The organism is Streptomyces sp. NPDC052016 (assembly GCF_044548445.1).
GTDB lineage: Bacteria > Actinomycetota > Actinomycetes > Streptomycetales > Streptomycetaceae > Streptomyces.
The window spans coordinates 17,928-38,311 of the sequence record NZ_JBIUBX010000041.1 but is presented as its reverse complement, the minus strand read 5'-3'; the positions used below and the strand labels follow the sequence as shown (position 1 = coordinate 38,311).

General features: G+C 71.6%; 15 protein-coding genes and 5 tRNA genes. 9 read left to right on the top strand and 11 right to left on the bottom strand.

The features are described 5' to 3' along the window. Positions 1-178: 178 nt before the first annotated feature. The gene (locus ACIHAR_RS37140) at positions 179-1,306 is read right to left on the bottom strand and encodes a dihydrofolate reductase family protein (protein WP_400023639.1); all 1,128 of its coding nucleotides are present in this window, start codon (positions 1,304-1,306) and stop codon (positions 179-181) included. A gap of 71 nt (positions 1,307-1,377) precedes the next feature. Here ACIHAR_RS37140 and ACIHAR_RS37135 point away from each other — a divergent pair, with 71 nt between their 5' ends. Both ACIHAR_RS37135 and ribA read left to right on the top strand, forming a co-directional pair. After that, positions 1,378-1,899, top strand: coding sequence for a MarR family transcriptional regulator (locus ACIHAR_RS37135; RefSeq protein WP_365469511.1), 522 nt, complete (start codon positions 1,378-1,380; stop codon positions 1,897-1,899). A gap of 127 nt (positions 1,900-2,026) precedes the next feature. Beyond that, positions 2,027-2,662, top strand: a complete 636-nt coding sequence (ribA, locus tag ACIHAR_RS37130) for a GTP cyclohydrolase II (protein WP_365469508.1) — start codon at positions 2,027-2,029, stop codon at positions 2,660-2,662. A 163-nt stretch (positions 2,663-2,825) separates the two neighbouring features. On the opposite strand, the gene ACIHAR_RS37125 is transcribed toward ribA, so the two are convergent. The 9 genes from ACIHAR_RS37125 to ACIHAR_RS37085 form a co-directional block, all read right to left on the bottom strand. Continuing rightward, positions 2,826-3,230 (bottom strand): ASCH domain-containing protein, encoded by a 405-nt coding sequence (locus ACIHAR_RS37125; protein ID WP_400023636.1) that lies wholly within the window; start codon positions 3,228-3,230, stop codon positions 2,826-2,828. An 18-nt stretch (positions 3,231-3,248) separates the two neighbouring features. Continuing rightward, positions 3,249-3,929, bottom strand: a complete 681-nt coding sequence (locus tag ACIHAR_RS37120) for an NUDIX domain-containing protein (protein WP_400023634.1) — start codon at positions 3,927-3,929, stop codon at positions 3,249-3,251. Further along, the gene (locus ACIHAR_RS37115; protein WP_400023655.1) at positions 3,926-4,330 is read right to left on the bottom strand and encodes a DUF4406 domain-containing protein; all 405 of its coding nucleotides are present in this window, start codon (positions 4,328-4,330) and stop codon (positions 3,926-3,928) included. The genes ACIHAR_RS37120 and ACIHAR_RS37115 overlap by 4 nt, the downstream gene beginning before the upstream one ends. Positions 4,331-4,481: 151 nt before the next feature. Continuing rightward, on the bottom strand, positions 4,482-5,270 hold the full coding sequence (locus tag ACIHAR_RS37110) for a DeoR/GlpR family DNA-binding transcription regulator (RefSeq protein ID WP_365469500.1): 789 nt from the start codon (positions 5,268-5,270) through the stop codon (positions 4,482-4,484). Between the two features lie 576 nt (positions 5,271-5,846). Continuing rightward, positions 5,847-5,919, bottom strand: a tRNA-Lys gene (locus ACIHAR_RS37105). Positions 5,920-6,073: 154 nt separating this feature from the next. Beyond that, entirely contained in the window at positions 6,074-9,160 is a 3,087-nt protein-coding gene (locus ACIHAR_RS37100; protein WP_400023632.1) for an FG-GAP-like repeat-containing protein, read from the bottom strand. A gap of 216 nt (positions 9,161-9,376) precedes the next feature. Further along, positions 9,377-11,524 carry a DEAD/DEAH box helicase gene (locus tag ACIHAR_RS37095; RefSeq protein WP_400023630.1) on the bottom strand — a complete coding sequence of 716 codons (2,148 nt, stop codon included), beginning with the start codon at positions 11,522-11,524 and terminating at the stop codon, positions 9,377-9,379. A 254-nt stretch (positions 11,525-11,778) separates the two neighbouring features. Further along, the gene (locus ACIHAR_RS37090) at positions 11,779-12,306 is read right to left on the bottom strand and encodes a hypothetical protein (protein ID WP_400023628.1); all 528 of its coding nucleotides are present in this window, start codon (positions 12,304-12,306) and stop codon (positions 11,779-11,781) included. 85 nt (positions 12,307-12,391) lie between these two features. Continuing rightward, positions 12,392-12,742, bottom strand: coding sequence for a metallopeptidase family protein (locus ACIHAR_RS37085; protein WP_400023626.1), 351 nt, complete (start codon positions 12,740-12,742; stop codon positions 12,392-12,394). A 79-nt stretch (positions 12,743-12,821) separates the two neighbouring features. Here ACIHAR_RS37085 and ACIHAR_RS37080 point away from each other — a divergent pair, with 79 nt between their 5' ends. The 7 genes from ACIHAR_RS37080 (at position 12,822) to ACIHAR_RS37050 (ending at position 19,654) form a co-directional block, all read left to right on the top strand. Next, entirely contained in the window at positions 12,822-14,456 is a 1,635-nt protein-coding gene (locus tag ACIHAR_RS37080; protein WP_400023624.1) for a metallophosphoesterase, read from the top strand. Between the two features lie 80 nt (positions 14,457-14,536). Then, positions 14,537-14,609: transfer RNA gene (locus tag ACIHAR_RS37075), tRNA-Glu, on the top strand. A 35-nt stretch (positions 14,610-14,644) separates the two neighbouring features. Next, a tRNA-Asp gene (locus ACIHAR_RS37070) sits at positions 14,645-14,719 on the top strand. A 24-nt stretch (positions 14,720-14,743) separates the two neighbouring features. After that, positions 14,744-14,817 (top strand) — tRNA-Phe (locus ACIHAR_RS37065). Positions 14,818-15,024: 207 nt separating this feature from the next. Continuing rightward, positions 15,025-18,969 (top strand): ATP-dependent RNA helicase HrpA, encoded by a 3,945-nt coding sequence (hrpA, locus tag ACIHAR_RS37060; RefSeq protein WP_400023623.1) that lies wholly within the window; start codon positions 15,025-15,027, stop codon positions 18,967-18,969. Positions 18,970-19,063: 94 nt separating this feature from the next. Further along, positions 19,064-19,138 (top strand) — tRNA-Asp (locus tag ACIHAR_RS37055). 315 nt (positions 19,139-19,453) lie between these two features. After that, positions 19,454-19,654: a DUF6274 family protein gene (locus ACIHAR_RS37050; RefSeq protein ID WP_365469482.1), complete on the top strand. Its 201-nt coding sequence runs from the start codon at positions 19,454-19,456 to the stop codon at positions 19,652-19,654. A 490-nt stretch (positions 19,655-20,144) separates the two neighbouring features. On the opposite strand, the gene bldC is transcribed toward ACIHAR_RS37050, so the two are convergent. Further along, the gene (bldC, locus tag ACIHAR_RS37045) at positions 20,145-20,351 is read right to left on the bottom strand and encodes a developmental transcriptional regulator BldC (protein ID WP_003949541.1); all 207 of its coding nucleotides are present in this window, start codon (positions 20,349-20,351) and stop codon (positions 20,145-20,147) included. Positions 20,352-20,384: the final 33 nt, after the last annotated feature.

Sequence of the window (20,384 nt, the reverse complement as noted above, 5' to 3'; positions counted from 1 at the left end):
ACACGAAGCGCACACCTTTGTTCAGCGGCGCCCGGGAGCCGGGGCGGGGTGGTTCACGGCGGCCGATCGCGCGGTTCCCCCGCGCCCCCCGGCGGGGAAACCCTGAGCCCGCTCAAGGGCCCCCCGCGGGAAAGCCCTGACCCCACTCACAGGGCCCGCGGGAAAGCCCAGACCCCGCTCACAGGAGATGCCGGTTCGGGGCCGCCGCCCGCTCCTCGTACTCCGGGAGGACGAGGACGTCCACGCCCGCGGCCGTCAGCAGACCGGTTCCGTCGGCGTCGGTCACGAAGGTGTTCGGCTCGCGCCAGGCGGTCACCACCCTGCGGACCCCGGCGTCGAGGACGAGCCGGGCGCAGGGGGTCGGGCGGGAGGAACGGCGGGTGCAGGGTTCGAGGCTGGTGTAGACGGTGGCCATGGGCAGCCGGGGGTCGGCGGGGTCGATCTTCGCGAGGGCCGCCTCCTCGGCGTGGACGACGGGGTCGCCGGCCTCCCGCGAGTGGCCGCGCGCCAGTTCCGTCCCGTCCGCGGCCACCACCACCGCGCCCACGCTGAACGCGGTCCGCGACGGCGGGCAGTCGGCCGCCAGCTCGCACGCGAGGGCCAGCCAGCGCCGGTCGGCGGCGGCCAGGAGCGGGCCGGCGCCGGGCGCGGTGGGCTCGTAGCGCATCAGGACGACGTCCTCGATGGGCCGCGTCTCGACGAGCCGCAGCCGGCCGCCCTGGTAGCCGCCGGGCCCGAAGAGCCGGGGCGCGTCCGGGTCGCCCACGAACAAAGGGGCCAGGGCGAGCTGGAGTTCGTCGGCGAGGCCTTCCTGGAGGAGCTGGGTGTGGACGGTTCCGCCACCCTCGACCATGAGCCGCCGCACGCCCCGGACGTCGTGGAGGTGCTCCAGGAGCCGCCGCCAGTCGAGGCCGGGGCCGAGCGGGACGACATCGGCGGCGAGGCCGAGCGACCGGGCGCGCTCGGCGCCCTGGTCGGTCGTGTACACGACCTTCTCGCCGCCCGTGTGCCAGAAGTTCGCCGCCGGGTCCAGCTCGCCGGACCCGCTGACCGTGACCTTGAGGGGATACTCCGGCTTCCCCGCCGCCCGGCGCGCGGCCCGGCGCTCGGGCGAGTTGACCAGGAGGCGGGGGTTGTCGGCGCGGATGGTGCGGGCGCCGACGAGGATCGCGTCGACGGAGGCCCGCACCTCGTCGACCCGGTCGAAGTCGGCGGGGCCGGAGAGCAGCAGGCGGTCGGGTCCGGTGTCGTCGAGGTAGCCGTCGAGGGAGACGGCGGCGGACAGCAGGACGTACGGGTACGGCATCGGCGCGGTCTCTCCGGGCTCGGTCCGACAGGGGACTTGGTTCAAGTTTGAAACAAACCTACACTGGACGCATGACGACCCGCTGGCTCACCCCCGAGGAGCAGCGCGCCTGGCGCGCGTACGTCGCCGGATACCTCCTCCTGGAGGACGCGATCGACCGACAGCTCCAGCAGGAGGCCGGCATGCCTCACCTGTACTACTCCATCCTGGCCAACCTCTCCGAGACACCGGAGCGGCGGCTGCGCATGACCGACCTGGCCGAGCGGCTGAAGATCACCCGCAGCAGGCTGACCTACGCCGTGACCCGGCTGGAGAAGGACGGGCTGGTGCGGCGGGAGGACTGCCGCTGGGACAAGCGCGGGAGCGTCGCGGTGCTGACCGACGCGGGCCTGACGGTCCTGGAGAACACGGCACCCGGACATGTCGAGACGGTACGCGCCTTCCTCTTCGACCGGCTCACACCCGAACAGGTGGGTCAGCTCGAGGAGATCTTCACGCAGGTCGCGCGGGGACTCCAGGGAGACGGCGACGACGCCCCGCCGGGGGACCCCCCGTGGCGCAGGCGGTCGTCGCCCTGCTCCGGGACCGCATGAGCCGCACCGCACAGCATTGCTTCAAAGTTCAAGCATAGGGTAGGGTCTCGATCGTGGTCTGCTTCAAATCTGAAGCAGAACGCAGAAGGCGCCCCGCGCGCGGCCCCACCGGACCCGGAGAACCCGCATGCTCGACACCCCCGCCGCCACCCCGCGTGCCCGCGTCCGGGTACCGCTGCGCTTCCACGACGGCTACGCGACCGACGCCGAACTGGTCACCTTCCACGGCCTGGCCGACGGCCAGGAGCACGTGGCCGTCGTCCTCGGCGACCCCGGCCCCCGCCCCCTCGTCCGGCTCCACTCGGAGTGCCTGACCGGCGACGTCTTCGGCTCCGCCCGCTGCGACTGCGGCCCTCAGCTGCGCGAGGCGGTCGAGCGCATAGCCGACCGCGGCGGCGTCCTGCTCTACCTCCGCCAGGAGGGCCGTGGCATCGGCCTCTACAACAAGCTCGACGCCTACGCCCTCCAGGACCAGGGCCTGGACACCTACGAGGCGAACGCCGCCCTCGGCCTGCCGGAGGACGGCCGCGACTACACGGCCGCCGCGCAGATGCTGCGGGCCCTCGACATCACCACCGTGGACCTGCTGTCCAACAACCCCGACAAGGCCGGCCAGCTCCGCGCGCTGGGCATCGACGTCCACGACCGCGTGCCGACCGGCGTCTTCACCACCCCGCACAACGTGCGCTACCTGCGCGCGAAGGTCCTGCAGACGCAGCACACGCTGCCGCTGGGGGACCTCACGGGGCTCGGCGTGGGCTGAGAAGGCACACCGGGCCATCTGCACCACGCTCCGCCGACGGAACGTCTCCGCCCCTCACCGCCCCGGCGGGACGGGTCCGCCCCTCATCGCCCCGGCGGAACAGGTCCGCCCCTCACCAGACCGGCGGGACCTGTCCGCCCCGCCGGCGGAACGTGTCCGCCCCTCACCGAGGGGCCTGTTCCACCACCCGGAACGCCAGGCACACCACGGGCGTGTCGTCCTCGACGGGCGTGCCCTCGGCGCTCCAGAACCGGCGATGGCCCGCCCGCCACTCCTCGAGGTCGGCGTCGCCCTCCCCCTCGGCCGCCGCGTGCTCCCAGGACACCCCGGCGAAGGTGGTCCGTTCGACGCCGGTGATCTCCACGGTCGCGACGCGCAGACCGTCGACGTCGAGCAGGGCGAGGCGCTCACCGACGTACTCCAGCCCCTCCGTCTCCTCCACGTACTCCGCGAGCAGGCCCGTCGTGGCCGTCTTCCGCCCCTCCAGGACGAGGGAGTTGAGCCGGACGCGCATCTCGTCGGGGCTGCCGAGCTCCAGTGCGCGCATGCCGTCGACCCGTGGCCACATGGTCGTCCTCTCCTGGTTTCACCGTTGTCCGAAGGGGCCGTCGAGCGCGGCCCACTGGAGCAGCATGATGGTCTTCGCGTCGGCGATCGCGCCGCTGCGGACCAGGGCGAGCGCCTCCGTGAAGGGCAGTTCGACGACGGTGATGTCCTCGCCCTCGTCGGCCACCCCGGCCGTGGCCGCGCCGGGCGCCAATCCGTCGTAGGGCGCGGCGAAGAAACTCAGGCGTTCGGTGACCGAGCCGGGGCTCATGTAGGCGTCGAGGACGTGCTCGACCTCGTGGACGGTCCGCCCGGTCTCCTCCTCCGCCTCACGGCGGATCGCCTCCTGCGGGTCGTCGCCGTCCAGCAGCCCGGCCGCGGTCTCCAGCAGCATGCCGTCCGGGTGCCCGTTCACGTAGGCGGGCAGCCGGAACTGACGGGTCAGCAGGACCGTACGCCGCTCCGGGTCGTAGAGCAGGATCGTCGCACCGTCGCCACGGTCGTACGTCTCGCGCCGCTCGCGGCTCCAGTGGCCGTCGTTGTGGCGGTAGTCGAAGGTGGTGCGGCGCAGGACCGCCCAGTCGCAGGCGAGGACCTCGACGTCGACGATCCGCACGCGGGGGTTGCCGATCAGGTCGCGCCCCTGGCGGTCCAGCCCGGTACGGCCGCGGGAGTCGGGCACGTCGATGCCCGGGCGCCCGGTCCGGCCGCTCTCGGTCATCGCCGGCCGCCGACGGGTGTCCCGGCGGATCCGTGCGCCTCGGTGTGACCGCCCGCGTCCACCAACTCGGCCAGATCGGTGTGGACGTCCTTGCCCTGGGCGCGGGCCCGCGCCACCATCCGGTCGGCTCCCCGCGAGGGCCCGCCGATGCGCAGGACGGCGTCGCAGCGGTCGAGGAGGCGTTCGGCGACGGGGTGGAACAGTTCCTCGAAGAGCGGGTCGTCGGGCCCGGTGCTGCCGGCCGTCTCCAGCAGCGGCAGCGCGAGCGCCTCACCGGTGACGGGCAGGTGCCCGGCCCGGAAGAGGGCGAGGGCGGCCTCGTTCATGGCCCGTACGTTCGCGGCGAGTCGGGCGGGGTCGTCGCCGGTGCCGGAACGGTACGGACCGGCGACCAGGATCATCAGGGGTGGACGGGACACGGCTCACTCCTTGGCTCGGGTTCTTTCGAAGTCGGGTGGTGATTCGCACCAGTCGCGCACACGCGCGGCTCGCATGAGTCGCGCGAGCGGCTCGGCTCGCATGTCGCGCGCACAAGTCGCTCGTACGAGTCGTTCACACGAGGAGCGTCTCGACGCCCGCCTCGCGCAGGGCGTCCAGGGTCTGCGGACCGCAGGGGTGGGTGGCGGGATCGTCCGCGGCGGCGTCGGTGACGAAGGTGTGCACGGCGTCCAGCGGGGCGACCTGACTGAACGCGCGCACGCCGAGCTTGGTCGCGTCGGCCACGGCGACCGTACGGCCGGCCTGGCCCAGGCCCGCCTGCTTGACGGCCGCGTCGTCCAGCGAGAACTCGGACCAGCCGTGCGCCGCGTGCACCCCGCCGATGGACATCACGAACAGGTCGAAGGCGAGCGACTCCAGCGTGCGCAGCGCCAACGGCCCCACCAGGGACCGCTCGCCCGGCCGCGACCGCCCGCCGACGACCAGCAACTCGATCCCGGGCCGGTCGGCCAGCCGCACCGCCGCCTGCAGACTGAGCACGGCGACGGTCAGGGGCCCGCGGGCGGCAAGGTGCTCCGCCACATGCACGGTGGTGGTCCCGGCATCGAGGAGCACCCGCGTCCCCGGCTCCACGAGCCGGGCGACAGTCGCCCCGAGCCGGTCCTTGGTCGCGGTCTGCCAGCCCTCGCGCGCCAGGAACCCACCCCCCTCCTCCCGCGCCCGCCCGGCCACGGCCCCACCGTGCACCCGCCGCACCAGCCCTTGCTTCTCCAGCGCGTCGAGGTCCCGGCGGACGGTCATCTCGGACACACCCAGCCGCTGTGCGAGCTCGGCGACGGAGACGCGGCCGTCGGCGCCCTGGACGAGGCGGAGGGTCAGATCGAGGCGGTTGGCGACACTCATGGACCCATTTCTACCATCCTCCTGATCAAATGAACATCGAATTGTTCGATCGGTGGGCACGTCGACCCCGGACGCGCACGCCGTGGACCGGGAGGGCGGCGGCCGCGGCAGCCACCCGGCCGCCCTGCCCGACCGAGATGCGCCGCACCACCCCCACACGATGGGGAAAGGGACCGACGGACAGCTGGAGAAGCCGGTGAATCCCGAAAGACTCCCGCCGTCATGGCCTCCCCAGGCTCAGGCCCAGGCTCCGCGCACGATGGTCACGGGACCCCCGATGCCTTCTGCCGACGGCAGGAGGCTCACCGAGAGGGGGCTGTCGGCCGACGGCCCGCTGGAGCACCTGCTCGACACGCTCCAGACCCGGCTGACCAGCGGCACGTGCGAGGACGACATCGCGCTCCTCGCCGCCCGCCGACGACCCCCGAGCACCTGGCGTCCGCACCGGCACGAGCCTGCCCAGTCAGGCCTCCGCCCGGCCGGCCGTGCCCCGGAAACGAGACGGCGCCCGAGCCGACCGAAGCCGGCTCGGGCGCCGCACAGCGGGTCCGAGGGTGTACCCCGTGACCCGCGCCGTAGGCCCTGTGGGACTCGAACCCACAACCAATGGATTAAAAGTCCACTGCTCTGCCAATTGAGCTAAGGGCCCAGGCGATGTTGCCCACCCTGAGCATAGCCGGACGAGGCCGTGTCTCCGATCGGGTATCGGGGACACGGCCCTGCCGGCGGACGACGAAAGGTCACGGATCCGTCGTTTCGGCGTCGTCCCGCGTGCCGGGGGTGCGCGGGATCGAGGGACGCGGCTAGAAGATCGTGTAGGACTGCCAGCCGGTGGCGATCTTCACCCGCGGAGAGAAGGAACCCCTGCCGTTGCCCGGGATCCGGTAGAGCACGCCCGCGGTGTCCCGCGCCACGAGGTCCGCCTTCCCGTCCCCGGTAATGTCCCCGACCCCGACGAGCGCGTTGTACGGGGCACCCCAGTTCGCGTACAGCTTCACGCCCGGGGCGAAGGTCCCGTTGCTCCTGCCGTAGAACCGGTAGAGGTTGTTCGCCTTGTCCTGCGTGAGCAGATCCCCGACGCCGTCCCCGTTCAGGTCCCCGGCGCCGACGACCTTCTTGTACGTCCTCCAGTCGGCGTACAGCTTCACGCCGGAGGCCAGCCGGCCCGCGCTCGTCCCCTTGTAGAGGTAGACGACGCCGGTGGCGGCCTTGCGGGCGATCACGTCGGGGCGGCCGTCACCGGTGATGTCACCGGGGGAGGTCACGATGTCGAACGTGTTCCAGCCGCTGGTCGCAAGGGTCGTGTTCGGCGTGGTCGGTTCCGGGATCTCGTCGCAGCCCGGCTTGTACAGGCGAGCCGCGCCGCTGCTCTCCCGCACCAGGAAGTCGTTGCAGCGGTCCCCGCTCAGGTCGCCGACCGCCACGGCCGTCATCTTCGTGGGCCAGCCCCAGCTGCCCAAGGGCGCGGTGAACGTCCCCCGGCCGGTGCCCTCGTGCACACTCAGCGTGCCGCCCGCGAGGGTGAGCAGGTCTCCTGTGCCGTCGGCCAGACCGAGGCCCGCGTAGTCGTGGTACACCGCGGCACCACGCTGCAGCCGGACCGTGCCCCGCGTCTCGAGAGGAGCACCGACGCCGTCCGCGGGCGTCACCGACAGAGTCCAGTCGTAGACGCCGTTGGGCGCGAACACGGTCCCGGTGCCCGGGGCACCGTCCCAGCCGACCTTCAGCTCGCCGCGCGCGGCACCGCCGTCCACCGTGTCGACCACCTTGCCGGTCGCCTTGTCGCGCAGGATCAGCCGCCAGCCGGCGGCCGGCTTCGACAGCAGCACGGTGGTCAGCGGATACAGGTCCGGATGCGTCATGTCCGCGTTGTGCGTCGCCGCACTGCGCACCGGCCTCAGCAGGCGCAGCGGCTGCTGGGCCACGCCGGACGGCACGAGGTGCACCCGCTCCTGCTCGTCGACGTAGGCGGCGTTCGCACCGGACTCGTCCACCGTCCAGCGGACGTCCCGCTGCGAGACCCCGGTGTCCGGCAGATCGCCGATCACCCGGCTGGAGGGGGTGCCGTCGGCGACCGCGGTGAGCACCAGCTTCCCAGCCTCCTTGTCGTGGGTGACGACGAATCCGTCGCCGAGCCCGCTCTCGCCGGGCGGCACCGGCACGGACCTGCCCGCCGTACGGTCGAACACGCCCGCGCGGCCGTCACACGTCCAGTACAGCCAGCGGCCGACCGCCTGCAGGTCGGTCGGGGTGCAGCCGGCGTCGGTGGTGAGCGTCTCGACGGTCCGCTTCGCGGTCACGTCGTACGCGGTGACGGTGCCGGGAGTCTCGCCGGCGAGCCACAGGGTGTCGCCGGAGAGTGCGGACGCGACGGGCGTGCCGATGTGACGCGGGACGACGGAGTTGTCGTCGATCTGGTAGACGGTCTGCCGGGTGTCGGTCGTGTGGATCAGGTAGTCGCCGGAGACGTCGGTGATCCGTCCGCCCGAGGGAAGTCCGGTGCGTTCCCAGAAGTCGCTGCCGCCAGGCCCGTCGACCCTGATGCGGTCGGTTTCCCCGTCGTGTTCCAGCCAGGCGATCCGGCCGTCGGCGACCCCCCGGACCTGTGCGCAGGCGACGTCCGCCGCCTCGCAGTCGCCGAGGAGGACGGAGGAGCCGGTGAACTGACTGCGCTGGCCGAACTCGGGGGTGCCGGTCGCGGCGACGGTCCTGCCGTAGGCGTCCCGGCTGCCTTGCTTCTCGAAGTCCGCGACCACGAGCCGCCCTTGGTCCAGCGACAGCCCCTGGATCTTGCGCGGCGGCTGGGCCAGCGACTTGACCTGCGTGACGACCGGCCGGCCGTCAGGGCCCGGCTGGATGCGCTGGACGCCCCAGTCGTCGGTGGTGTCCGACGTACGGCCGACAGCCACGGCGGTGCCGTCGGAAACGGCGCCGATCGCCGGGTGCGCCTTGGACAGCAGGGTCACCGAGGATCCGCCCGCCAAGGGCTTGGCGATCACGGCCGTACCTGACCCGTGGACCAGCCAGTCGCCGACCACAGCGAGGTCCCTGGTGGGGCTGAGGCCACTGCCGTCGAGGGTGACCGCGACCGGGGCGGCCGACAGATCGGAGCGGGAGTACACCTGCACGGTCGGGTCGTCGAGGTTGAACAGCACCACGTGATCGGTGGTCACCTGCGCGTTGAGGTAGACCTTGGAGCGCGGCGGGGTCGTGTTCCGTACCTGCCCGGTCCGCTTGTCGACCATGGCCCACACGTACTCCCCGCCGCCCGGCCGCCCGGCGAGGAACAGCAGCCCGTCGGCGTCCCCGCCCTTGGGCATCCCGAAGGTGTACTGCTCGGGCAGCCCGGTGACCGTGACGTCACGCGTGCTGCCGTCGGCCTCCGGGAACAGCAGGTGCATCTCCCGCCGGGTCGTCCCGCTCTCGTCCTTCCACTGCCGGTAGGCGACCGCCAGGTCGCCGTAGGCGGTGAGATAGGTCAGGCTCTCGGGCGTCCGGACCGTGCGCGTCGTGTCGTCGGCCGCGTTCCACAGGTCGACCCGGCCGTCGGCGTACCGGTACGCGAGGGTGTCACCGCCGGCCGTGCTGTAGGTGGGGTGTCCCTCCGGATGGACCACCTTCACGGACCTGCCGTCCGCGTACCGCGTCCAGACCAGCCCGGAGCCCTCCAGGCTGTGAAACACGCCCTGGGTGCCTGCACCGTCGCGCCCGGCGTACGTGGACCCGCCGTAGAGCGCGCCGGAGGTGTAGGTGCTGCGCAGCGTCGCCGGCACCACCGTCTCCTGCGGTGTGTCCGCGACCGCGGCCGAAGGCAACAGCGGAGTCAGACCGGCCGCCAGGACGGCGGAGGCGGCGACGAGACGCAGACGTTGGAACCGATGACCAGTCAAGAAAGGCCCCTCCCCGGGCACCAGGAGACGGTCCGGACACGATTCCAGCGCCCGAGGCCCAACGGCCTTCACATCCGTCTCACAAGTCGGCTGATCCTACAGCCGCTTCACAGTCCCGGAGAAAGGGGTTTCAACCCCTGCTGGCACGGAAAACACCGTGGCCCCCACCGGTGTGTCGGTGGGGGCCACGGCGTTCAGTCACTCAGGCCGCTGCGGTCAGCCGTTGCGCTTCCAGCGCGGCTTGTCCTCGCGGCGCCCGAAGGAGCCGCCGCCGCGGTGGTCGTCACGACGGCCGAACGGGCGGTCGTGGCCGCCGGCGCGGAAGCCCGGGCGGTCGTCACGGCGGTCGCGGTTGAACGGACGGTCGCTGCCACGGTGCCCGCCCCGCTCGTCGCGGCGGAAGCCGCCCCGGTCGTCACGGCGCTCGAAGCCACGGCCACCGCGGTCGTCACGGTCCCGGTTGAAACCGCGGTCACGGTCGCGGTCGCGGTCGAACGGCCGACGGTCGTCACGGCGCTCGAAGGAACGACCGCCCCGGTCGTCACGGCGCTCGAAGGAGCGACCACCGCGGTCGTCACGGTCCCGGTTGAAGCCACGGTCCCGGTCACGGTCGCGGTCGAACGGCCGACGGTCGTCACGGCGCTCGAAGGAACGGCCACCGCGGTCGTCACGGTCACGGTTGAAGCCACGGTCCCGGTCACGGTCACGGTCGAACGGCCGACGGTCGTCACGGCGCTCGAAGGAACGACCGCCCCGATCGTCCCGCCGCTCCCGCCGCTCGTACGACGAAGCCGCCGGACGCTCGTCACGAACGACGCGCTCGCCCCGGTCGATGTCCCGCGCGGCCGGCTGCTCCGGCACCGCGACCTCGGCCACGGCCTCGACGGTCTCGACGGCCGCCGCCTGCGCCTCGGCCACCGCGGCCTCGGGGTCCTCGCCCCGCTCGCGCGCGACCCGGGCCACCAGCCGGTCGGCCTCCTCGCGCAGCTCGGTCGCACGGCGCTGCGCGCGCTCCAGCTGCTTGGCGAGCTGGGCGACCTCGCGCTCGGCCTGCTGGGCGGCGTTGCCCGCGGACTCGGCCTGGACCTCGGTCATCGACCGGGCGCCGGTGATCTCGGCGACCTCGGGGTCGAAGGCCGCACCGCCCTGGATGATGTGGCGCGCGGCGTCGACGCCCGCGTCCTCCATCAGGCGGAAGATCTGACGCCGCTGGTGCGGCAGGGAGAGGGAGACGACCGTGCCGGTACGGCCGGCGCGCGCCGTACGGCCGGCGCGGTGCAGGTAGTCCTTGTGGTCACCGGCCGGGTCCACGTTGAGGACCAGGTCGATGCCGTCGACGTGGATGCCGCGCGCCGCGACGTCGGTCGCGACCAGGACGTTGACGTACCCGTCCTTGAAGTCGGCCAGCGTCCGGGTGCGCGCACCCTGGGTCATGCCGCCGTGCAGGGCGTCGGCCTTCACGCCGGAGTCGCGCAGCTGCTCGGCGACGCGGTCGGCGCCCAGCTGGGTGCGGACGAAGATGATGGTGCGGCCCTTGCGAGAGGCGATCGCGGCCGTGACCGGCGCCTTGTCCTTGGGCTTCACGATGAGGATGTGGTGCGACATGGTCGTCACCGCGCCCTGGGCGGCGTCGACCTCGTGGCTGACCGGGTTGTTCAGGTACCGGTCGACGAGGGTCTTGATCTCGTTCTCCATGGTCGCGGAGAACAGCATCCGCTGACCGCCCGCCGGGACCTGGTCCAGCAGCTCCGTCACCTCGGGCAGGAAGCCCAGGTCGGACATCTGGTCGGCCTCGTCGAGGACGGCGATCTGCACGTCCTCGAGGGAGCAGGCGCCGCGGTTGATGATGTCGCGCAGGCGGCCGGGGGTGGCGACGAGGATGTCGACGCCGCGCTCGAGGGCGTAGATCTGGTTGCCCATCGACGTACCGCCGCAGACGACCTTCATCTTCAGGCCCAGGACGTCGCCGTACGGCTGGAGCGCGTCGGCGACCTGCATCGCCAGCTCGCGCGTCGGCGTGAGGATCACGGCGCGCGGCTTGTGCTTCTCGGTGCGGCCGCCGGCCAGCGTGGCCAGGGTCGGCAGCCCGAAGGAGAGGGTCTTGCCGGAGCCGGTGCGGCCACGGCCGAGGATGTCCTTGCCGGCCAGGGCGTCCGGGATGGTCGCCGCCTGGATCGGGAAGGGGGTGGTCACGCCGTTCTGCGCGAGCTTGCGCACGACGCCCTCGGGCAGACCCAGGTCAGCGAAGGTCACCTGGGGCGCCTCGTCGGCGCCGGCCGCGAGGTTCTCGACGGCCTCGTCGTTGTTCTCGGGCACTTCGACGTTCTCGGGCACGACGACGTGATCAGTACGGGAAATGGACATGCGTATGCGAAACCTTCCGGAGTCTCGTCGGCACGCGCCCGTCAACTCCGTGTTTCGCAATACGACCGCCTCTATGCGGTCAGCCACGGCAAGGGAGAGTACGCGCCACACGGCGCGCTCTGCGGTGGCGCCGGGCAAATGGGATCAAACGATCTACCACCATACGCACCCACCACCCTCGAAGGCAAACCGATCCCCAGGGACGTGGGTCACACCACCCGGGACCACCCTCCCACACCGCAGACCCGCCCCGCCTACGCCGGCGCTCCCGCCTCGGGCGCCGGTTCCCGCTCCACCAACTGCGGCGCCGGCTCCTCGTGCGCCGACGACGACGGCTCGGCGACCGTCGGCTCGGGCGTGGGCGACGTGGGGGGCTCCGGCGACGGCGGCGGCTCCGGATCGGCCGAACGCGTGGGCGTGGGCTCCTCCCCCGGCGGCTCCGGCTGCCCCGGCCCCTCGCTCCCGCCCGGATGCGCACCGGCTGAGGCCGGCGCGCTCGCGCCCGGCGACGGCTCGGCCGACGGTGATGCGGACCCGCCGTGGCGGCCCTTCTTCCCGTCCTTGCCGCGCCCGTGCCGGTCGTCGCCGCCGGCCGCACCGAACCCGTGCCCGCCGGCCGACACCCCGGCCCCGCCGTCCGGCGCCTCACCGCCGTGCTGCCCCGCCGAGCGCGACGGCTCCGCCCGGCCCTCTTCCCCCTCCCCGACGCTCATGCATCCGGCGGCCGCGGCGACGGCCATGACCGTGGCGGCCAGGCGAACGGGTAGGGACAAGGGGCGCACGGGCCACCTCCGGGGGCAGACGCAGAAGTCAACCTCCCCAACTCCCGCCGCCCACAAGAGGACACGCGCCCCGCACGCCGACGGCTCAGCCGTACCCCAGTGCGTGCAGCCGGGCGTCGTCGATCCCGAAGTGATGCGCGATCTCGTGGACCACGGTCACCTCCGTCTCCTCGACGACCTCCTCCCGCGTCTCGCACATCCGGAGCGTCGGCCCCCGGTAGATCGTGATCCGGTCCGGCAGCACCCCCGCGTACCACTCCCCGCGATCGGTCAGCGGAGTGCCCTCGTACAGCCCGAGCAGCCCCGGGTCGTCCGCCGGCGGCTCGTCCTCGACGAACACGGCGACGTTGTCCATCAGCCGTGTCAGCTCCGGCGGGATCCGGTCCAGCGCCTCGGCGACCAGTTCCTCGAACTCCTCGCGCGTCATCTCCAGCACGTGCCCATTCTCCGGTACGGCACGGCCGTACGAGGGCCACACCCGCATGTCCGGGCGCGCACCTGGGCATAGGGGACCAATGGTCCGCGTCCCCGCAGCCCTGAACCCCATGAAGCGCCTGAACCGACCGAACCGGAAACGCACGACACGCCACCGGCCCCGCCGCTCACCCCGCACCACCACCCCCGAACTCGCCGCCCGGCCCCGCCCCTGGGGCCGCGCCCTCGGCCTCACCGCGGTCGTCCTCGTCGGCGCGTGGCTCGGCCTGCTGATCGTCGGGAACGTCCGCGCCGCCGTCGGCCCGATGAACACGACGATGACCCTGCGCCCCTCCATCACCGGCGGCACCAAGATCAACGTCTCGCCGCTGGGCGCCCTCCACCTCGACAGCCACGTCGCCCCCGTCCGCCTGGACGTCAACGTCGACCAGCTCGACCCCGCCCGCTCCCAGGCCCTCGTCGACCACCCCGAACGCCTCTCCGGCCTCCAGGACGAGGTCGCCCGCGACGTCGAACACGGCACCCTCGACCTGGCCGTCCGCTCCTGCGTCGCCGTCGTCTCCGGCGCGACCGCCCTCGGCCTCGCGGTCTACCGCCGCCCCCGCCGCGCCCTCGCCGCCGGCGGCCTGGCCCTCGCCCTCCTCGCCGCCTCGGGCGCCACCGCCTACGCCACCTGGAACCCCAAGTCGGTCCTGGAACCCCGCTTCTCGGGCCTGCTCTCCTCAGCCCCCTCCCTGGTCGGCAGCGCCCGCAGCATCGTCACCGAATTCGACGTCTATCAGAAGGAGTTGGCCCGCCTGGTCACCAACGTGACCAAGCTCTACGACGTCACCTCGACGCTGCCCACCTACCAGCCGGACCCCACCACCGTCCGCGTCCTGCACGTCTCGGACATCCACCTCAACCCCGCGAGCTGGAAGATCATCGCCTCGCTCGTGGAGCAGTACAAGGTCGACGTCATCGTCGACTCCGGCGACACCATGGACCACGGCACAGCGGCGGAGAACGGCTTCCTCGACCCCATCGCCGACCTGGGCGCGCCCTACGTCTGGGTCCGCGGCAACCACGACTCGCGGGTCACCCAGCGCTACCTCGAGGGCATCGAGAACGTCCACGTCCTCGACGACGGCCGCGCGGTCACCCTCGCGGGCCTGCGCTTCGCGGGCATCGGCGACCCCCAGTTCACCCCCGACCGCTCCACCGTCCCGGACGGGGACGGAGTGCAGGAGGCGGCGGGCGACCGCCTCGCGGCCGCGCTCCGCGCCCAGCGGGCGGCCGGCACCCCCGTCGACGTGGCCATCGCCCACGAGCCCTCCGCGGCCCGCCGGACGGACGGCGAGGTCCCCCTCGTCCTGGCCGGCCACGTCCACCACGCGGAGATGGAGATCCTCGAGAACGGCACCCGGCTGCGCATCGAGGGCTCCACCGGCGGCAGCGGCCTGCGCGCCGTCGAGGGAAAGTACCCCGACCCGATCGAGGCGTCGATCCTCTACTTCGACCGCGACACCCGCCGCCTCCAGGCCTGGGACGCGATCAAACTCGGCGGGCTGGGCCTGACGACGGCCGAGGTCAGCCGCCACCTCCCGAAGGAGAACCAACCGGGCGCCACCCCCTCCCCCACCCCTTCCACCAGCCCGTCCATCACCCCTTCCACCCCCTCGTCCCCCAGCCCGCCGCCGGCCCCGTCGGTCACGCCCTCGGACAACGCTCCGTAAACCGTTTTGGCGATACCTCCCGCCATCCCATATGCTTCTCACGTCCCCGACGCGCTGAGAAGCGCCCAGGCGGGCCGATAGCCCTCATCGTCTAGCGGCCTAGGACGCCGCCCTTTCAAGGCGGTAGCACGGGTTCGAATCCCGTTGGGGGCACGCAACAACGTGTGCGACACTGTCGTACATCGCTTGGTCCTGTGGAGCAGTTTGGAGTGCTCGCCACCCTGTCAAGGTGGAGGCCGCGGGTTCAAATCCCGTCAGGACCGCTGAGGTTTCCCCGGAAGCCTCGTGGCTGGGTAGCTCAGTTGGTACGAGCGTCCGCCTGAAAAGCGGAAGGTCGCCGGTTCGACCCCGGCCCCAGCCACAGCCAAGAGCCCCGTCCCCCGGACGGGGCTCTTCACGTTGCCCAGCACACATGCGGCACCTCTGCCCCTCCAGCCCCAGCGGCCCTCGCGGGTGCTCCGTCCGGGAGTGCCGCTGGGGGTGCGGTGGCGTGCGCGGGCCGGGCGTCGGGGGCGCGCGGCAAAAGCGTTCGCCACGATTTTCGTGGGGATGAGATCCTGGATCGCGTATGTCTACGCACCCTGCCCCCGCCCTCGGCGCCCTCGCCCCCCGCCTGGCCGAGCTGTCCCTGCGTGACGCGCACCGGCTCGGGCGCAGGCTCGAAGGCGCGCGCAAGATCCGCAAGCCGGAGGCCCGCGCCGCCGTTCTCGCCGAGATCGAGGCGGAGGTCGCCCAGTCCCGGGAGCGGATGGACGCGCGGCGCGCCCGTGTGCCCGCCGTGACCTACCCGGAGCAGCTCCCGGTCAGCCAGAAGAAGGACGAGATCGCGGCCGCCATCCGTGATCACCAGGTCGTCATCGTCGCCGGCGAGACCGGGTCCGGGAAGACCACCCAGATCCCGAAGATCTGCATGGAGCTGGGCCGGGGCGTGCGCGGCATGATCGGGCACACCCAGCCCCGCCGTATCGCCGCCCGGACCGTCGCCGAGCGCGTGGCGGACGAGCTGAGGACGCCGCTCGGGGAGGCCGTCGGCTGGAAGGTGCGGTTCACCGACCAGGTGAACCCGGACGCCACCTTCGTGAAGCTGATGACGGACGGCATCCTGCTCGCCGAGATCCAGACCGACCGCGAGCTGCGCGCCTACGACACGATCATCATCGACGAGGCCCACGAGCGGTCCCTCAACATCGACTTCCTGCTGGGCTACCTCGCCCAGCTGCTGCCGAAGCGGCCGGATCTCAAGGTCGTCATCACCTCGGCCACCATCGACCCCGAGCGTTTCTCCCGGCACTTCGGCGACGCGCCGATCATCGAGGTCAGCGGCCGGACGTATCCCGTGGAGGTGCGGTACCGGCCGCTCCTGGAGGAGGACTCCGAGGACGCCGACCGGGACCAGATCACCGCCATCACCGACGCCGTCGAGGAGCTGATGGGAGAGGGGCAGGGCGACATCCTCGTCTTCCTCTCCGGTGAGCGGGAGATCCGGGACACCGCGGACGCGCTGGAGAAGAAGAAGTACCGGTTCACGGAGGTGCTTCCGCTGTACGCCCGGCTCTCGCACGCCGAGCAGCACCGGGTCTTCCAGCCGCACACCGGCCGCAGGATCGTTCTGGCGACCAACGTGGCCGAGACCTCGCTGACCGTCCCCGGCATCAAGTACGTCATCGACCCCGGCTTCGCCCGCATCAGCCGCTACAGCCACCGCACCAAGGTGCAGCGGCTGCCCATCGAGCCGATCTCGCAGGCCAGCGCCAACCAGCGCAAGGGCCGCTGCGGACGGACGAGCGACGGCATCTGCATCCGCCTCTACAGCGAGGACGACTTCCTCGCCCGGCCGGAGTTCACGGACGCGGAGATCCTCCGGACGAACCTGGCGAGCGTCATCCTGCAGATGACCGCGGCCGGCCTCGGCGACATCGAGAAGTTCCCGTTCATCGACCCGCCGGACCACCGCAACATCCGCGACGGCGTGCAGCTCCTGCAGGAGCTGGGGGCGCTCGATCCGGCGCAGAAGGACGCGCGCAAGCGGCTCACCCAGACCGGCCGCAAGCTGGCCCAGCTGCCCGTCGACCCGCGCCTGGCCCGGATGGTCCTGGAGGCCGACAAGAACGGCTGTGTCCGCGAGGTCATGGTGATAGCCGCCGCGCTGTCCATCCAGGACCCGCGCGAGCGCCCGGCCGACAAGCAGACCCAGGCCGACCAGCAGCACGCCCGCTTCAGGGACGAGACCAGCGACTTCCTCGCCTACCTCAACCTGTGGCGGTACGTGCGTGAGCAGCAGCGCGAGCGCGGCTCGTCGTCCTTCCGCCGGATGTGCAAGCAGGAGTACCTCAACTTCCTGCGCATCCGCGAATGGCAGGACATCTACACCCAGCTCCGCACGGTCGCCAAGCAGATGGGCATCCACCTCAACGAGCAGGACGCCCCCGCCGACAGCGTCCACATCTCCCTCCTCGCCGGTCTCCTCTCCCACATCGGGATGAAGGACGTGAAGGACGGCAACAAGAACGAGTACCTCGGCGCCCGCAACGCCAAGTTCGCGATCTTCCCCGGCTCGGCGCTCTTCAAGAAGCAGCCCCGGTTCGTCATGTCGGCGGAGCTGGTGGAGACCAGCCGCCTCTGGGCCCGCGTCAACGCGAAGATCGAGCCGGAGTGGGTCGAGCCGCTCGCCGAGCACCTGCTGAAGCGGACGTACAGCGAGCCGCACTGGGAGAAGGACCAGGCGGCCGTGATGGCGTACGAGAAGGTGACGCTGTACGGCGTGCCGATCGTCGCCCAGCGGAAGGTGAACTACGGGCGGATCGACCCGGAGGTCTCCCGCGAACTTTTCATTCGCAACGCACTCGTCGAGGGCGACTGGCGGACGCACCACAAGTTCTTCGCCGACAACCGGAAGCTCCTCAGCGAAGTCGAGGAGTTGGAGCACCGCGCCCGGCGCCGGGACATCGTGGTCGACGACGAGACGCTGTTCGACTTCTACGACCAGCGGGTGCCCGAGCACGTGGTGTCCGGCGCCCACTTCGACTCCTGGTGGAAGCGCAAGCGGCACGAGCAGCCCGACTTCCTGGACTTCGAGCGGGAGATGCTCATCCGGGAGTCGGCGGAGGCGGTCACCAAGGCCGACTATCCGGACTCATGGCGGCAGGGGCCGCTGAAGTTCCGCGTCACCTACCAGTTCGAGCCGGGCGCGGACGCGGACGGCGTGACCGTCCACATCCCGCTCCAGGTCCTCAACCAGGTCACCGACGAGGGCTTCGACTGGCAGATCCCAGGCCTCAGGGAAGAGGTCGTCACCGAGCTGATCCGCTCCCTCCCGAAACCGATCCGCCGCAACTACGTGCCGGCGCCCAACTTCGCGAAGCGGTTCCTGGACCGGGCGACGCCCCTGCAGGAGCCGCTCACCTCGGCCATGGCGCGTGAGCTGAAGCGGATGGTCGGCGTGCCCTTCGAGGCCGACGACTTCGACTGGTCGAAGGTCCCCGACCACCTGAAAATCACCTTCCGGATCGTCGACGAGCGGCGCCGCAAGCTGGCCGAGGACAAGGACCTCGAGACCCTGAAGCTCCAGCTGAAGCCGAAGGCCCGCAGGGCCCTCTCCCAGGCCGCCGCGGCCACCGCCGAGCGGCAGGGCGGCGAGTCCCTTGAGCGGTCCGGACTGACGGACTGGACGATCGGCACGCTCACCCGTGTCTTCGAGACGCGCCGGGCCGGTCAGCCCGTGAAGGCCTTCCCGGCCCTGGTCGACGACGGCGACACCGTCTCCGTACGGCTGTTCGACACGGAGGCGGAGCAGGCGGAGGCGATGTGGAAGGGCACCCGCCGGCTGATCCTGCGCAACATCCCGGTGAACCCCGCGAAGTTCGCGTCCGAGAAGCTGACGAACGCCCAGAAGCTCGCCCTGTCCTCGAACCCGCACGGATCGATCCAGGCCCTCTTCGACGACTGTGCGATGGCGGCGGCGGACAAGCTGATCGGCGACTTCGGCGGGCCCGCGTGGGACGAGGAGTCGTACCGGAAGCTGTACGACAAGGTGCGCGCCGAGATCGTCGACACCACCGTGCGGACGGTCGGGCAGGTGCAGCAGGTGCTGGCCGCCTGGCAGGCCTGTGAGCGCCGTCTGAAGGCCGTGAGCAGCCCCGCACTGCTCGCGAACCTGACGGACGTGCGCAAGCAGCTGGACGCGCTCGTACGGCCGGGTTTCGTGACGCAGTCGGGGCTGCGCCGGCTGCCGGACCTGATGCGCTATCTGGTGGCCGTGGACCGGCGTCTGCAGCAGATGCCGGCCAACGTCCAGCGCGACACCACGCGCATGGAGAAGGTCCACGAGATGCAGGACGAGTACGCCTGGCTCCTGGAGCAGCTCCCCCAGGGCCGGCCGGTCCCCTCCTCGGTGCTGGACATCCGCTGGATGATCGAGGAGCTGCGGGTCAGCTACTTCGCCCACGCGTTGGGCACGGCGTACCCCGTCTCCGACAAGCGGATCGTGAAGGCCATCGACGCGGCCGCGCCGTGACGACATCCGCACGGAGGGTGAGTTCGACCAAGGGCCCACCCTCCTGTACAGTCTCTTCTCGCAGCACAACGCAACACCAAGTGCCGCGAAACCTGGTCCTGTGGAGCAGTTTGGAGTGCTCGCCACCCTGTCAAGGTGGAGGCCGCGGGTTCAAATCCCGTCAGGACCGCAGTGAAACGAGAGCCCGGGTCTTCGGACCCGGGCTCTTCTGTATCCCGGCGCACTCGACCGGCACGCCCGACCGGCACGCCCGACCGGCAACGCCCGACCGGCGCACCCGCGGGCGTGGCCGCCCTCGCGCACAGCACATCCCGTCAGAACCCCGCCGGTGCCACCTCGTCCAGGCCCGCCTGCCCACCCCCGGGGTCCCCGTGCGCCCCGCTCGCGGCCGCGCACGCGCCCCGCTCCCTTGACGGCGTCACATTCCGCCGGTACCCCAGAGTTCAGGGCCCCGTTCCCCGCGTGGGCCTCCCGGAGGTGGCGTATGGCGGCATCGGCTAGGCACGAGACGCGGGCCCTGCTCCGCGCGCACCTGTCGGCCGCGTCGTCCTACCGGCATCTGACCCGCCACTGCCCGATCTGCCACCGTCTGCTGCGCCTGGCGATGGACGGCGCGCCACGGGGCTCACAGGCCCCGCAGGAGGCCGCCGAGGGCGAAGCCTCCTCGAGCCCCTCGCCGACGTGACGGTGGGCCTGCCTGCGGGACGGGTACGACCGCCGGCAGGCCCAACAGCCTTACCGGCGTGGGCTGCTGGGAAGGGGAAGGGCAAGCGCTTCCTCTAGCGCACGCGGCGCGACGGCAACAAGGCCAGTGGCATGTGACGGGTGTCACCGCATGAGTTTCGGGAACGTGGGTTCTTACCAGGCTCCTACAACTGTTCAATTTAATATGTGCAATTGCACCACTCCCTGCACCTCTCCGGCACCGCTTCGGAGGATCCCTCCCGGAAGCTCCCAGAGACTCCCCAGGCTCCGACAAGGGCGCTCACAGAGCCACCCGGTAGACAGGTCCGGGCGCACAAAAAAGATCGCGCTGGACCCGGCGGAGTCCAGCGCGATCGACGACGCACCCGGTGGGCGACGGGCCTGTTGGGGCAGGACCCGCGTCGTGTGGAGCCAGTGTTCGGGCGTTTCGACAGGTTGGGGGACCTGCGTTTGCCCGGTTATTCAGTTGTTCAGGCCTCGCTGCGCTGCTGCGGGATGCCCGCCAGCAGGGCGCGGACCTCGGCCTCGCGGTAACGGCGGTGCCCGCCGAGCGTGCGGATCGACGTGAGCTTGCCGGCCTTCGCCCACCGCGTGACCGTCTTCGGGTCAACGCGGAACATCGTGGCGACCTCAGCCGGGGTCAGCAGCGGCTCAGCATCAGGGGTGCGAGCGGTCATGAGCGGCCTCCTCGGGAGAACCGAACCTTCTCG

Excerpts from the sequence above, each read along its gene's own strand:
- ACIHAR_RS37095 (WP_400023630.1), bottom strand. The coding sequence starts at position 11,524 with ATGTCCATTTCCCGTACTGATCACGTCGTCGTGCCCGAGAACGTCGAA.
- ACIHAR_RS37080 (WP_400023624.1), top strand. The coding sequence starts at position 12,822 with ATGGTCCGCGTCCCCGCAGCCCTGAACCCCATGAAGCGCCTGAACCGA.
- ACIHAR_RS37110 (WP_365469500.1), bottom strand. The coding sequence starts at position 5,270 with ATGAGTGTCGCCAACCGCCTCGATCTGACCCTCCGCCTCGTCCAGGGC.
- ACIHAR_RS37050 (WP_365469482.1), top strand. The coding sequence starts at position 19,454 with ATGGCGGCATCGGCTAGGCACGAGACGCGGGCCCTGCTCCGCGCGCAC.
- ribA (WP_365469508.1), top strand. The coding sequence starts at position 2,027 with ATGCTCGACACCCCCGCCGCCACCCCGCGTGCCCGCGTCCGGGTACCG.
- ACIHAR_RS37135 (WP_365469511.1), top strand. The coding sequence starts at position 1,378 with ATGACGACCCGCTGGCTCACCCCCGAGGAGCAGCGCGCCTGGCGCGCG.
- hrpA (WP_400023623.1), top strand. The coding sequence starts at position 15,025 with ATGTCTACGCACCCTGCCCCCGCCCTCGGCGCCCTCGCCCCCCGCCTG.
- ACIHAR_RS37140 (WP_400023639.1), bottom strand. The coding sequence starts at position 1,306 with ATGCCGTACCCGTACGTCCTGCTGTCCGCCGCCGTCTCCCTCGACGGC.
- bldC (WP_003949541.1), bottom strand. The coding sequence starts at position 20,351 with ATGACCGCTCGCACCCCTGATGCTGAGCCGCTGCTGACCCCGGCTGAG.
- ACIHAR_RS37120 (WP_400023634.1), bottom strand. The coding sequence starts at position 3,929 with ATGACCGAGAGCGGCCGGACCGGGCGCCCGGGCATCGACGTGCCCGAC.
- ACIHAR_RS37125 (WP_400023636.1), bottom strand. The coding sequence starts at position 3,230 with ATGTGGCCACGGGTCGACGGCATGCGCGCACTGGAGCTCGGCAGCCCC.
- ACIHAR_RS37115 (WP_400023655.1), bottom strand. The coding sequence starts at position 4,330 with ATGATCCTGGTCGCCGGTCCGTACCGTTCCGGCACCGGCGACGACCCC.